This window comes from Pseudomonas sp. H1_F01 (assembly GCF_054681425.1).
Genome location: NZ_CP162823.1, coordinates 3,072,949 through 3,086,077, shown reverse-complemented (window position 1 = coordinate 3,086,077; position 13,129 = coordinate 3,072,949). Strand labels below are relative to the sequence as shown.

Genomic DNA, 13,129 nt, shown 5'->3' with positions numbered 1-13,129 from the left:
GAGGCAATTGGCGGATGCTTTGGCAGCGCCGGCCCGGCGCGGCAGTTTGGGTGTAAGACGGCTATTGCGACGGGGGGCGGTACTTTGGGTGTGGGCCGCAGGGCGGCCTATGGAATGCAGTCTGTGGTAGGTCTGTGGGAGCAAGGCTTGCCCGCGATAGCCGCGCCGCGGTCGAACAGCAGAACCGCGTTATCGTTCATCGCGGGCAAGCCTTGCTCCCACAGGCCTACCACAGACCTTGCTACCACAGGCCTTACTCCCACAGGCCTTACTCCCACAGGCCTTGCTCCCGCTGGCCTGCGCAGCAGGCCCCTCGCTGTCTCCTCAGAACCGCGGCTTGACGGTCTTCCAGTCCGGCCGGTAACGCTGCATCTGCCGCACATCGTCGCGCTGGCGGATGCCGCAACTGAGGAACTGCTCATGCAGCTTGCCCAGTTGATCCCGATCCAGTTCCAATCCCAGGCCCGGCGCGCGGGTGATCTTCACGCAGCCGTCGACAATCGGCAGCTTGCCGCCCTTGATCACTTCTTCATCCGGCTCCTGCCACGGGTAATGGGTGTCACAGGCGTAGTCCAGGTTCGGCACCGCGGCCGCCACGTGGGCCATGGCCATGAGGCTGATGCCCAGGTGCGAGTTCGAATGCATCGACACACCCAGGCCGAAGGTGCTGCACATTTTCGCCAAGGCCTGGGTGTCGCGCAGGCCGCCCCAATAATGGTGGTCGGCCAACACGATCTGCACGCTGTCCTGCGCCACGCTGCGGCGAAACTCATCGAAATCGGTGACCACCATATTGGTCGCCAGCGGCAGCCCCGTGCGTTTGTGCAGCTCGGCCATGCCCTCAAGCCCCGGCGTCGGGTCTTCGTAATACTGCAGGTCATCCCCCAGCAGCTCGGCCATGCGAATCGAGGTTTCCAGGGACCAGTTGCCATTGGGATCGATGCGCAACGGGTAGCCGGGAAACGCCCGTTTCAGCGCCTTGATGCAGGCGACTTCATGCTCCGGATCGAGGGCGCCGGCCTTGAGCTTGATGCTCTTGAAGCCATAGTCCTGGATCATCCGCCGAGCCTGGGCGACGATCTGCTCTTCGTTGAGCGCCTCGCCCCAACTGTCGGGTGGGTACGGCGAGTCGATGTGCTCGGCGTACTTGAAAAACAGGTAGGCGCTGAACGGAATCTCGTCGCGAATCGCGCCGCCCAGCAGGTCCACCAGCGGCACGTTCAGGTAATGGGCCTGCAAATCCAGGCAAGCCACTTCGAACGCCGAATAGGCATTGCTCACCGCCTTGCTCGCGTGGGAACCCGGCGCCAGTTCGGCACCGGCGATGCTGACCGGTTTCTGCGCGGCGACGGTCGCCTGGACGATGGCCCGCAACTGGTTGAGGTTGAACGGATCCAGGCCGATCAACTGGCTTTGCAACTGCTGCTGGATCGCCAGGGCCGGGGCATCGCCGTAACTCTCCCCGAGGCCGATGTAACCGTTGTCGCTCTCGATCTCGATGATCGAGCGTAACGCGAACGGCTCATGGATGCCGCTGGCGTTGAGCAAAGGTGGATCGCGAAAAGCGATGGGTGTGACGGTGACGCGTTTGATCTTCATACAGCGGCTCCCGTTGGGCCAGGTTTCAAAGCTTGAGGGGGTTGCGACTGATCGGCTTCGACAGCGGTTTCAGGCCGGCCGGACAGTGAGTTCGGGGTATCGCGCTTCGGTGCGGTGCGGGCGAAAAAGATCACCACGGCGGCGACCAGCGAAGTGGCGGCCAACCCATACAGGCCGCCCTCGATGGAACCGGTGGTCTGCTCCAGGAAACCGAAGGCCGTCGGCGCGACAAAGCCGCCGAGGTTACCGATGGAGTTGATCAAGGCGATCACCGCCGCCGCGATGCGCGCATCCAGGTAGCCCTGGGGAATCGGCCAGAACAACGCCGACGCCGCCTTGAAACCGATCGCCGCAAAACAGATCGCCACGAAAGCAAAGATCGGCCCGCCGGTGGTGGACATGAACATGCCGAACGCGGCGACCACCAGCGTCACCGCGACCCAGGCCTGTTGGAATTTCCATTTGCCGGCCAGGGCAGCAAAGCCGTACATCGCGATGATGGAAATGATCCATGGAATGGAGTTGAGCAAACCAACCTGGAAATCCCCCAGGTTGCCCATTTTCTTGATCATGCTCGGTAGCCAGAACGTGGCACCGTAGATGGTCAGGGCGATGGAAAAGTAGATGAAACAGAACAGCGCGATCTGCCGGTCGGCCAACAATTTGAACATCGACGGCTTGACCACCTGGGCCGCTTCCCGGGCCCGTTGCTCTTCGGCGATGGCCGCGATCAATACGGTTTTCTCTCCAGCGCTCAGCCATTTTGCCTGGCTCGGGTGCGACTGCAGCCAGAACCAGACAAACCCGCACAGCACGATGGAGGCGAAACCTTCGATCAGGAACATCCACTGCCAGCCATGCAGGCCCATCCCGCTGACATTCAACAAGGCGCCGGACACCGGGCCGGAAATCACCGAGGCGATGGCCGAGCCGCTGAGGAAGATCGCCATCGCCTTGCCGCGCTCGTTGGCGGGCAGCCATTGGGTGAAGTAGTAGATGATGCCGGGAAAGAACCCCGCCTCCGCCGCGCCGAGGATGAAGCGCAGCACATAGAAACTGGTCTCGCCGCGCACAAAGGCCATGGCCATCGCCGCCGCGCCCCAGGTGAACATGATGCGTGTCAGCCAGGCCCGCGCGCCGTAGCGTTGCAACAGCATGTTCGACGGCACTTCAAACAGTGCGTAGCCGACGAAGAACAGCCCGGCACCGAGCCCGTAGGCCGCTGCGCCGATGCCCAGGTCGGTTTCCAGGTGGCTGCGCACGAAGCCGATGTTGACCCGGTCGATGTAGTTGACGATGAACATCACCACCACCAGCGGCAGGACATGACGTTTGACCTTGGCCGCCGCGAGCGCCAGGGTGCTGTCATGGGTGGAGTCCGTTACGTTATTCAAGGGTGCCTCCCGATCATTATTTTTGTGGGGAACGGGACGATGATGGACGCAGCGGATTGTTCCCGTCTAATCTAACTTGGCACTTGATTGATACCTGGATTGAATCAATGTTTGAACTGGCCCAGCTACGCTGCTTCACCACCGTGGCGACCGAACTCAACTTCCGTCGCGCCGCCGAACGCCTGAACATGACCCAGCCACCGCTGAGCCGGCAGATCCAATTGCTGGAGCACCACCTGGGCGTCGAGCTGTTCACCCGCAGCACCCGCAGCGTGGCGCTCACGGCCGCCGGCCGGGCGTTTTTCATCGAAGCGCAGAACCTGCTGGAACAGGCCCAACAAGCTGCCATCGCTGCCCGGCGCTATGCCCAGGGCGACATCGGTTCGGTGACCATCAGCTTCGTCGGCAGCGCGGTATACGAGTTTCTGCCCAAGGTGATTGCCGAGGCCCGGCTGAAACAGCCCCAGGTCAAAATCGTCCTGGCAGAGATGAATACCTACCAGCAGCACGAAGCCCTGCGCGCCCGGCGCATCGACCTGGGCATCGTCCGCTCGCCACTGCTGGAGACCGGCTATGCCACCGAATGCCTGGTGCGCGAACCCTTCGTGCTGGCGGTGCCTGCCGGGCATCCGCTGGCCAGCGCCGAGACCGTGAGCGTCCAGGATCTGGACGCCCAACCGTTCCTCATGTACTCCCACGCCGCCTACCCGCCCTTCAACGAACTGCTCACCGGCATGCTGCGCTCGGCCCGGGTCGCGCCGCAATTCGTACAATGGCTGGGGTCGTCGCTGACGATCCTGGCGCTGGTCAACGCCGGCATGGGCCTGGCACTGGTGCCGCGTTGCGCCAGCAGCGTGGTGTTCAAGCAGGTGGTGTTTCGCGAGATCGACCTGGGCGAAGGGGTGCAAAGCGAATTGCACCTGGTGTGGCGCGAGGATAACGACAACCCCGCGTTCACCATGTTGCTGGAAGGGATTCGGGGGGCGGTTCGGGAAGGCTTGTGAAGGCGGAGCAACAAGGCCCATGCGGTTGGCAGTGCCTGACGGAACCCAACGTTCCACCGAGCTTCGCGGACTTAGGTTGTGAGGGCGCTTGCGGCGCCCCCCACAACACTGCCTGGCGACTACCCAGGCTTGTGGTTATCCAGTACTCGATTGACCGCTAGCTCACCCAACATGATGACCCGTTGCAGCACCAGCATCGTTTGGCGTCTTGGGCCGTCCGTCAAATCGGTGAGGTCGCTGACCATCACGCTGGCGGATGCCAAGGATTCGCACGCCTCAACGAGCAACGTCTCGTCATCCACCGCTGCGTCGATGGTGAAGATCGTGCTGGGCTTGCGGGGCTGTACCTGCGTTTTCGTTGCCCCGGGGTTCAGGTAGTGCTTGAGCGCGCGGTCTGCCGCCTCTTTCAACTTTTCAGGGTCGAGAGAGTCGCCGTAGAGTACCGAGTCGATATCCGGGGGGTTGGGAGTTACTTTGAACATAAGTGACAATTCCTACATTGGAGCTGCAACCGTTCTCGACTAAAAGAAGGGTGGCGGCTGTACGCAGGTTAGTCGACCGGTAGGAATTGGTAAAACCCGGCGCGCCCGAGGGCGCCCTGCGCACAACCACCATTTAGTGCAGGAATATAAATAACCTGACTGAACGGTGCTCAAGCACCTTACCAAACCTGATGGGCGACTAAACCCGACCACTGATGGGCAGTGGCAGGTCAACGATAGAGGCCAGGGGCAAAGCGCACAAGCCGGCGGATTCTGACGCATGCGTAAGTAAGGACGCAAGGTCTCGTAGCCTTTAGAGCGTAATGTGGAATGTATTTAAACGTGTCGAGCTGGATATGTTTATGGCAATTAAACGGGGCGATTTTTCTTCGTTATTTCTTGGGGCTGTATTGGTGTAAATACAGTGCATTACGGGACGCTTTGGCCTCATCGATATTAAACGAGGTCATGCCGTAGATAATACGTTGGCGGATGCTTTGGGGAATTTTCCTACAGTTGACCGGCTACAACTTGTTGCGTTATCAAATGGCACCTTGCCCGATATTTTCCTGCGGTTCCTCATAGACCGATTGGACTCACAGGGTAGTGGTGAACGGTAAATCACTACTTGAAAAGCGGCTCAGACCTGCAAGTGAAGCGCATCCGCCATGGCTTCAATCTCCTGTCGCATCCACAATTTCTGCAACCAATCGGAGGGAATAGCCTGCACGCCATAAAATGCCCCCGCCACCTGACCGACAATGGCAGCGGTGGTGTCAGCATCGTCGCCCAGGTTCGTCGCGGCCAGCACCGCATCGGTGAAACTGTCCGTCTGATGAAAGCACCACAGCGCTGCTTCCAAGGAAGCCACCGAATAACCAGTGCCTGACACATCACTACGACCTTTTCCCTGATAGGCCCCTTGGGCGAGCGCTATCACTTTGGCCTCGGTCAGTTGCTCGGACGCCACACGCAACACATCCGCCTTTGAAGCACCGGTCAATGCGTTGGCAATGACATCGGCCAACACCTGGCAACACTCCACCGCCTCTGTTGCCCCATGGGTTGTGCGTGAACTCAGAGCCGCAAAATCGCGGATGCGTTCGCGATCCGGATAAAAGAACAGCACGACCGGTGCCAGTCGCATAAGCGAGCCATTGCCAGCCGTATCAGCAGCGGTATCCCCCGCGAATGGGTCGCCATGGGACTGATAGCGTTCCAGTGCACCGCGAACGGTCATACCAATGTCAAAGCAATCACCAGTGGAACTCAGATAACCCCAATGCCACCAATTGAGGTATCGGCCCATTTGATCAGCCGCATCAAAACCACGCTTTTGCAACAGGCTCTCAGCCAGACACAAAGCCATCGATGTGTCATCGGTCCATTGGCCAGGCTTGAGACTGAAGGGGCCGCCACCGACCATGTCGGTCACAGGGGTAAAGGTATTGCGTGGCTGGAATTCAACAGTAGTGCCAACGGCGTCACCACATGCCAAGCCCAGTAAGCATCCGCGATAGCGGTCTGAAAGTGTCGAGGACATCCTGATTCCTTCTGTTGCGAGTTCGTCCGCGCAGGAGCGGCGTACAACCAGCGAGATGATAACGGCTGAGCATGCCCAAGGAACCTGATCGCAATCTTTTTTATCGAAAACGCAACGCACACTCGCTCAGCTGTTCCCCCATCTCAAAACAAGTTGTACGATGACCGACGAGCCAATAATCGCTCGCGCTTCCGATACCTACAAAAATAAGGAAATCCCCATGAAAAAAGCCACATTGGTCATCAGCTTCTTGTGCCTGTTCAGCGGCTACGCAGCGGCAGCCACTTCATCGGCCGAGCAGGAAGTGGCCCAGGCCGTCGACCACCTGACCCAAGCCATGCTGCACAAAGACATCCCACAACTCCAGGCACTGGCTGCCGAAAACCTGACCTACGGCCACTCCAGCGGCAACATCCAGGACAAGAAAGCCTTCATCGCCGACATTGAAACGGGCAAGAGTGCGTTCAAGACCCTGGAAATGCAGAACCAGAAAATCACCTTGTCCGGTGATGTGGCGCTGGTGCGCAACCACTTCTCGGCCCAGGCGCTCAAGGGCACTGAGGTGGTGCCAACGGAAATCGAGAACTTCCAGATCTGGCAGAAGCAGAAGAATGGCAAGTGGCTGCTGATCGGTCGTCAGGCGTTTCGGTTCTGATAGCGGGTTGACCGGGTCCACGAGATATCTGTTTTTGATCGTTCCCACGCTCTGCGTGGGAATGCATCCCGTGACGCTCTGCGTCACACTCCAGAAGCGGAACGCGGAGCGTCCCTGGCGACATTCCCACGCAGGAGCGTGGGAACGATCGATATGTATTTTCAGCCTTAAAAATCACATGACGGTTTGCTCCCCTCACCGGTAGTTTTTTCCCCTCAATCCGCGGCCCACTGCTCCCGGTACTGCAGCAAAAAATCCACAAAAGCACGCACCCGCTGCGGTACGTACCGGCCGTGAGGATAGAGCAAGGTAAACGGACGTGAGCGACCCGCGAAAGGCGCAAGCACCTCCACCAACTGCCCGTTGGCGAGCTCCTGTTCGACGATGAATTTGTAAGTCTGGAACAAACCGGCACCATGCTTGGCCAGTGTCACGCCACCAAGCACATCGTCCGAACAACAGTAACCCCCTTCGCCGAACACCTCCTTTTCCTTGCCTTCGACATTGAACAACCAGGAAATCCGTCGCCCGCTGCTGGGCAATTCGAACTGGATGCATTCGTGCTCGTCCAGGTCTTCGAGGACCTGCGGCGTGCCGACCTTGCGCAAGTAATCCGGGGACGCGACCACCACCAGTTTTGCGTCTTCCAGCAGCCGGGCGATCATCGACGAGTCGGGTTGGGCCCGCACCCGGATGGCGAGGTCATAACCTTCGGCGACGAAATCGATGTTTCGATTGCTCAAGTGCAAGTCCACGCTGACTTGCGGGTACAGCGCCCGGAAGGCCGGCAGCAAGGGCAGGATGCGGTGATGACCGTAGGTGGTGGGCAGGCTGATGCGCAGTTGCCCGGACGGCACCGATTGCGCGCCCATCATTTCCTGTTGTGCCTCGACCAGTTGCGTCAACGCCTGGCGGCATTGCTCGAAATAGGTCTTGCCGGCTTCCGTCAGGCGAATGCTGCGGGTGGTGCGCACGAAAAGCCGTGAGCCCAGGCGCTCTTCCAGGCGAAAGATCGAGCGACTCACCGCCGCCGGGGTAACCCCCGCCAACTGCGCCGCCGCTGTGAAGCTACCCGCCTCCGCCGCCAGGCAGAACAGTTCTATGCTGCCCAACTGCAGGTCTTCGAAATGACGCTTCATGATTCATTACACCGCGTATCAACTGAAGTTTCCAAAGGCCTGTTTATCAGTCTGCGGCATATAAATACAGTGGGCCCTCAACGGCGTGGGATTCTTCCTGCGCACTTTCTCAGCAGCAGGAGTGCAACATGCCTTTCGTCAATGTGCGAATTACCCGAGACGGCGTCACCCGGGAACAGAAAGCCCAGGTGATTTCCGAAATCACCGAAACCCTCCAGCGCGTGTTGGGCAAGGACCCGCACTTGACCCATATCGTGATCGAGGAAGTCGACACCGATAACTGGGGGTACGCGGGGATGACGACGACAGCGTATCGAAGTCTTCCGAAGGAATAACGCTCTGCCCTTTCGAGCCCGGTCCAACTGACCGGGCTTTTTTCTGCCTGCCAACCGGACTGCCTGACAATCCTGTGGGAGCGAGCTTGCTCGCGATAGCAGTGTGTCAGTCAGCATCAATACCGACTGGCCTGACGCCATCGCGAGCAAGCTCGCTCCCACAGGGGTCCACCGGGGGTATGTGTGGCCCCGGCCATTGATTACATGACGTATCAACTCAAGTACCAGAAGCCTTATTTATCAAACCCTGGCGCATCAATACCCTGAACTCAACCACCGCCAACACAGGCGCACCGGTTCAACTCAATGTGATCAGGAGTCAATCATGAGCCTCAACAAAACCGTCATCATCACCGGCGCTTCCAGCGGGATCGGCCTGGGTTTGGTCAAGGCGTTCCTGGCCCGGGGGTATAACGTGGTGGGCAATGCCCGCTCCCCTTCCGGCCTGGACACTGCCGCCGCCGAGCTCGGCCACCCGGCGGGTTTCATCGGCGTGGCCGGCGACATCGCTGACCCGGCCACTTCAACCGCCCTCATCAGCCAAGCCGTCGCGGCGTTTGGCGCCGTTGACGGGCTGGTGAACAACGCCGGTTTCTTCCTGCCAAAACCCTTCGTCGAATACAGCCCCCAGGACCTGGACGCGCTGCTGGACACCAACCTCAAGGGGCTGGTCTACGCCAGCCAGGCTGCTGCCGCGCACATGATCGGGCGCCAGCAAGGCTTCATCATCAACATTTCAGCCGCCGTGGCCCTGCAATCGAACATCCAGGTGCCGGCCGCTCTGCCGGTGTTGATCAAGGGCGGCGTCAACCAGATGGCCCGCGCCCTGGCCCTGGAACTGTCGCCCCACAACATCAAGGTCAACGCGGTCGCCCCCGGCATCATCGACACGCCCATGCACGACCCGGCGCACCGCGAATTTCTCGACAACCTGGCCCCGGCCGGTCGCGTGGGCACCGTCGAGGAAATTGCCGAGGCCGTGTTGTACCTGGCGGGCGCCGATTTCACGACTGGTGCGATACTGCCGGTGGACGGCGGGATGAGCACAGGCAAGTGGTAAAGAGGCAAGTGGTAAAAAGAAAACCCCCGAAGGCAGGACCTTCGGGGTTTTCATGACGCATTGGATTCAGAGCGTGTAGGAGATGCCAGCCTGCACGGTCCGCGGTGCGCCTGGATAGGCATAGACGTTACCGAAAGCGCCTTCTTCGTAGTCGGCGTCGAACAGGTTCTTCAGGTCCAGGTTGAGGCGGATCCGCTCGTTGACCTTGTAGTAGCCGAGCAGGTCCACAACGGTGTAGCTGTCCATGGAGAACGCATTCGCCGCAGTCTGGCCGGCCCGTTCATCAACGTACTTGGCACCCACTCCCAGGCCAAGGCCCTTAAGACCACCATCCTGGAACTCGTAGACGTTCAACAGGCTGAAGGTGTTCTTGGGCACGTTGAGCAAGCGAGTGCCGGACGGGATATTGATGTCCTTGGTCACTTCGGCATCCACATAGGCGTAACCACCGATCACGCGCCACTCCGGCGTCAAATTGCCCGCCACGTTCAGGTCGAAACCACGGCTGCGCACTTCGCCGGCGGCCACGCTGAAGGTGGAGTCCACCGGGTCAGTGGTGAGCACGTTACGTTTTTCGATCTGGTAAACCGCCGCATCGACGCTCAACTGGCGATCCAGCGCTTCCCACTTGACGCCCATTTCGTAGGACTTGCCCTCTTCCGGCTTGAACCCGCCACCTTCGCGACTGGCACCGCTGTTGGGTTTGAACGAGCGGGCAGTGTTGGCGTAGACAGCCACGGTGTCGGTCAAGTCGTAGATCACACCCAGGCGCGGGGTGACGGCGCTGTCGGTGACGTTCCAGTTCCGGCTACCGGGCGGGTTCTGGGGGACGAAACTCTCGTACTCATGCTCGAAACGCTCAAAACGCGCCCCGGCCAACAGCTTCAAGCGCTCAGTCAGCGCCACCTGATCCTGGACGAATACACCAAACGTCTTCAGATTTTCCTGGTCATTTGTGGGCGTGCGCGTCAACGCCGGGCGTGGCTGGCCATACACCGGGTCGAAGATATCGATCGGGTAGGCCCCGACAGCGCCGGAGGAGCGCTGGATAATGGACTGGTAGTCGTAGTCTTCATACTCGATACCCGTCAGCAACGTGTGCTCGAACCCGCCAGTGGAAAAATGCCCGGTGAGGTTGAGCTGAGTGTCGCGGTCGGTCCATTCCAATTTGCGGTAGTTGAAGTTGCGACCCAGGGTACGCCCATCGGCGGCGATGCCATTGCCTTCGATGGCATTGCCCTGCAAGGTGCCGTCGAGCCACTGGGTACCGCCGGCCAGGGTCCAGTCGTCGTTGAGCATGTGCTCGAAACGCACCTGCAGCATGTTGTTGTCGTTATGCAACTTGCCGGCGTCTTTTTCGCCAAAGAACGTATCGCGCGACGCGGTGCCGCGCTGGCCGGCGTAATGGGTCACGCCACGGTCCAGCGGCGCATTGTTGCGCATGAAATCGCCTTCGAAGGTCAGGCGCGTGGTGTCGTTGACCTGCCAGCTCACCACCGGCGCGATGCCGTAGCGCTCGGTCTCGACGTGGTCGCGGAACGTGTCGCCGCCCTCGCCGATCACGTTCAGGCGATAAGCCAGGCGCCCTTCTTCATCCAACGGACCGGAGGCGTCCAGCGTACCGCGACGCATCCCCTGGTCGCTGACCTGGCTGCCCAGGGTCACCGTGCGCTCGGCCAACGGCTGCTTGGACACCACGTTGAAGGTGCCGCCCGGGTCGCCACGGCCATAGAGCATGGTGGCCGGGCCGCGCAGGACTTCCAGCCGCTCGATGGTGTTGGCGTCCGGCATGTTCGGGTAGCCACGGTTGATCGGGAAGCCGTTGCGGTAGAACTCCCCAGTGGTGAAGCCGCGTACGGTGAAGGTGGTCAGGCCCTGGCCGCCGAAGTTGTTGCCCCGGCCGACCCCGCCAGCGTAATCGAGGGCGTCCTGCAGGCGCGTGGCGCCGAGGTCTTCGACAACGTCGCGAGACACCACGGAAATGGATTGCGGGGTTTCATGGATCGCCGTGTCGGTACGGGTGGCGCTGGCCGAACGGGTGGCGTGATAGCCCTTCACCGGGCCCTGTGCTGATTCATAGTCGGCATTACCCACGATATCCGTGGCTTGCAACTCAAGGGAGGCCGGCTTGGCAGGGATTGGCTCTTCTGCCCAGGTGGAAACGGAGTAAGCCTGGAGCACACACAGTGAAACGAGAATCCGACGCATCGATGCACAATCCTAATGGAAAAAAGCCACCACATCTGGAGGCTGACAAGAATGTGTCGCGAAAGATACAACAACTCATTCCTGTTTGATATTTATTCCCATTAACACTGTGATTTTTTTGTGACCGTTTAGTCCGCTATCGCGAGCAAGCTTTGCTCCCACAGAGATCTTCAGTGGGTACAAGTCTTGTGACTGGCCCCGGCCCTCCCCTGTGGGAGCAAAGCTTGCTCGCGATGGCGCCAGAACAATCCCCCCATACCCTATTGGCCCGCCGCAATCGACTCCTGCTCCACCCGCTGGAAGAACACCTGCGCACGATGATCCTGGGTATAAGCCACGTTCAACCGCAACCAGTCGCACGCCTCGCCCTGGGGCAGGAACGTCGAGCCTTGGGACAGTTGGATCTGCAGCTCTCGGGCGATCTGCTGCACCCGTTGTGCCGCCAGGCACCGAGGCCTGGCCCAGACGAACAAGCCCCCCATCGGCTCGGCAAATACCTCCCAGTGGGCCGGGTCCAGTTGGCGCAGCGTACTTGCCATCTGCTTGTTCAGGCGCTGGCGCAAGCGCTGGATCAGCTTGCGATAGGCACCGTTGGCCAGCAACGTCGCCACCACGTTTTCAGCCAGCAGCGAACAACCGATGCCGGTAATCATCTTGACTTCGGCCAGGCGCTGGATGATCTCGGGATGGGCGACCACGTAGCCGACGCGCAGCGAACTGGACAGCGTCTTGGAAAAACTCGCCAGGTAGATCACCCGGTCCAGGGCATCCAGGGAGGCCAGGCGCGAGGTCGGACCGTTCTGGAAATCGGCGTAGATGTCGTCCTCGATGAGGCGAAAGTCATGGGCCGTTGCCAGTTGCAGCAGACGATAGGCGACGCTCGGCGCCAGGCTGGTGCCGGTGGGGTTCTGATACATGCTGTTGATGAAGAAATACGAAGGCTTATGCTCGCCGAGAAGCTGTTCCAGGCGGGCGATGTCCGGGCCTTGCGCGGTTCTCGGCACCGCCACGGTCTTGACCCCATGCAGCTTCAGCAGATTGAACAGGTTGTAGTAGCCGGGGCTTTCCACCAGCACCAGGTCACCGGGCTTGAGCAGGGTCCGCACCAGCAGGTCGAGGCCCTGGCTGGCACCTTGGGTGGTAATGATTTGCGCCGGATCGACATGAATATCGATCAGGCCCAGGCGCTTTTGAATGTGCAGGCGCAGATGAGGCGAGCCCAACGGGGTGCTGTAGTTGAACAACGCGTGGTTGTCGCTGCGCACCACTTGGCGGATCGCCTGGCCCAGGTCGGTGTCGTCGCGCCAGGCGTCGGGCAGCCAGCCGCAACCGAGCTTGAGCTGCGTCGATTCATTGTCGAACAACCGCCACCGCGCGTTATCCGTTTCGGGCTCCGGCTCCACGGGTCGGACCAACTGCTGCGCGACAAAAAAACCCGCGCCATGTCGAGACTCCAGCACCCCGTTGGCGACCAGTTGGTCATAGGCCTTGATCACGCTCGACTGGCTCAGGCCGTTTTCCCGGGCCAGTTGGCGAATGGATGGCATGCGCGCGCCGGGGCGGATGCCATGGGCGTTGATCCAGCCCATGAGGTGCGTCACGAGCTGCCGGATCACGGGTTCGGCAACGTTGCGATCGATCTTCAGGTCCACGGCTGCACTCTTGGCTAAGTGTTCTCGAATTTTTAGCGAACAGTTAAGCACAAATGGC

The 13,129-nt window shown here is 60.3% G+C and carries 11 protein-coding genes; 4 read left to right on the top strand and 7 right to left on the bottom strand.

The window, feature by feature from the left end:
• Positions 1-324: 324 nt before the first annotated feature.
• On the bottom strand, positions 325-1,599 hold the full coding sequence (locus tag AB4O09_RS14205) for a glucarate dehydratase family protein (protein WP_305440661.1): 1,275 nt from the start codon (positions 1,597-1,599) through the stop codon (positions 325-327).
• Positions 1,596-2,993 carry an MFS transporter gene (locus AB4O09_RS14200; protein ID WP_305440663.1) on the bottom strand — a complete coding sequence of 466 codons (1,398 nt, stop codon included), beginning with the start codon at positions 2,991-2,993 and terminating at the stop codon, positions 1,596-1,598. Before AB4O09_RS14200 ends, AB4O09_RS14205 begins: the two co-directional genes overlap by 4 nt.
• Positions 2,994-3,100: 107 nt before the next feature.
• Here AB4O09_RS14200 and AB4O09_RS14195 point away from each other — a divergent pair, with 107 nt between their 5' ends.
• Positions 3,101-3,997 (top strand): LysR family transcriptional regulator, encoded by an 897-nt coding sequence (locus AB4O09_RS14195; RefSeq protein ID WP_003202532.1) that lies wholly within the window; start codon positions 3,101-3,103, stop codon positions 3,995-3,997.
• Positions 3,998-4,116: 119 nt separating this feature from the next.
• Here the strand turns inward: AB4O09_RS14195 and AB4O09_RS14190 are convergent, their stop codons facing one another.
• Both AB4O09_RS14190 and AB4O09_RS14185 read right to left on the bottom strand, forming a co-directional pair.
• A complete protein-coding gene (locus AB4O09_RS14190; RefSeq protein WP_027911920.1) occupies positions 4,117-4,479 on the bottom strand; it encodes a DUF6124 family protein in 363 nt (120 codons plus the stop codon).
• Positions 4,480-5,119: 640 nt separating this feature from the next.
• Entirely contained in the window at positions 5,120-6,022 is a 903-nt protein-coding gene (locus AB4O09_RS14185) for an ADP-ribosylglycohydrolase family protein (RefSeq protein WP_003202534.1), read from the bottom strand.
• Between the two features lie 220 nt (positions 6,023-6,242).
• On the opposite strand from AB4O09_RS14185, the gene AB4O09_RS14180 reads away from it, so the two are divergent.
• Positions 6,243-6,677, top strand: a complete 435-nt coding sequence (locus AB4O09_RS14180) for a nuclear transport factor 2 family protein (protein ID WP_003202535.1) — start codon at positions 6,243-6,245, stop codon at positions 6,675-6,677.
• A gap of 215 nt (positions 6,678-6,892) precedes the next feature.
• Here the strand turns inward: AB4O09_RS14180 and AB4O09_RS14175 are convergent, their stop codons facing one another.
• Entirely contained in the window at positions 6,893-7,816 is a 924-nt protein-coding gene (locus AB4O09_RS14175; RefSeq protein ID WP_013693517.1) for a LysR family transcriptional regulator, read from the bottom strand.
• Positions 7,817-7,944: 128 nt separating this feature from the next.
• Here AB4O09_RS14175 and AB4O09_RS14170 point away from each other — a divergent pair, with 128 nt between their 5' ends.
• Together AB4O09_RS14170 and AB4O09_RS14165 are read left to right on the top strand one after the other, a co-directional pair.
• Positions 7,945-8,151: a tautomerase family protein gene (locus AB4O09_RS14170; RefSeq protein ID WP_013693518.1), complete on the top strand. Its 207-nt coding sequence runs from the start codon at positions 7,945-7,947 to the stop codon at positions 8,149-8,151.
• A gap of 325 nt (positions 8,152-8,476) precedes the next feature.
• Positions 8,477-9,211, top strand: a complete 735-nt coding sequence (locus AB4O09_RS14165) for an SDR family NAD(P)-dependent oxidoreductase (protein ID WP_460108362.1) — start codon at positions 8,477-8,479, stop codon at positions 9,209-9,211.
• 66 nt (positions 9,212-9,277) lie between these two features.
• Here AB4O09_RS14165 and AB4O09_RS14160 read toward each other — a convergent pair whose 3' ends face one another.
• A complete protein-coding gene (locus AB4O09_RS14160; RefSeq protein ID WP_028236922.1) occupies positions 9,278-11,419 on the bottom strand; it encodes a TonB-dependent siderophore receptor in 2,142 nt (713 codons plus the stop codon).
• Between the two features lie 260 nt (positions 11,420-11,679).
• Entirely contained in the window at positions 11,680-13,071 is a 1,392-nt protein-coding gene (locus tag AB4O09_RS14155) for an aminotransferase-like domain-containing protein (RefSeq protein ID WP_305440670.1), read from the bottom strand.
• Between the last annotated feature and the right edge of the window lie 58 nt (positions 13,072-13,129).

Bases quoted from the DNA above. Each gene is read 5' to 3' on its own strand.
- AB4O09_RS14205 (WP_305440661.1), bottom strand. From the start codon at position 1,599: ATGAAGATCAAACGCGTCACCGTCACACCCATCGCTTTTCGCGATCCA.
- AB4O09_RS14195 (WP_003202532.1), top strand. From the start codon at position 3,101: ATGTTTGAACTGGCCCAGCTACGCTGCTTCACCACCGTGGCGACCGAA.
- AB4O09_RS14190 (WP_027911920.1), bottom strand. From the start codon at position 4,479: ATGTTCAAAGTAACTCCCAACCCCCCGGATATCGACTCGGTACTCTAC.
- AB4O09_RS14185 (WP_003202534.1), bottom strand. From the start codon at position 6,022: ATGTCCTCGACACTTTCAGACCGCTATCGCGGATGCTTACTGGGCTTG.
- AB4O09_RS14180 (WP_003202535.1), top strand. From the start codon at position 6,243: ATGAAAAAAGCCACATTGGTCATCAGCTTCTTGTGCCTGTTCAGCGGC.
- AB4O09_RS14175 (WP_013693517.1), bottom strand. From the start codon at position 7,816: ATGAAGCGTCATTTCGAAGACCTGCAGTTGGGCAGCATAGAACTGTTC.
- AB4O09_RS14170 (WP_013693518.1), top strand. From the start codon at position 7,945: ATGCCTTTCGTCAATGTGCGAATTACCCGAGACGGCGTCACCCGGGAA.
- AB4O09_RS14165 (WP_460108362.1), top strand. From the start codon at position 8,477: ATGAGCCTCAACAAAACCGTCATCATCACCGGCGCTTCCAGCGGGATC.
- AB4O09_RS14160 (WP_028236922.1), bottom strand. From the start codon at position 11,419: ATGCGTCGGATTCTCGTTTCACTGTGTGTGCTCCAGGCTTACTCCGTT.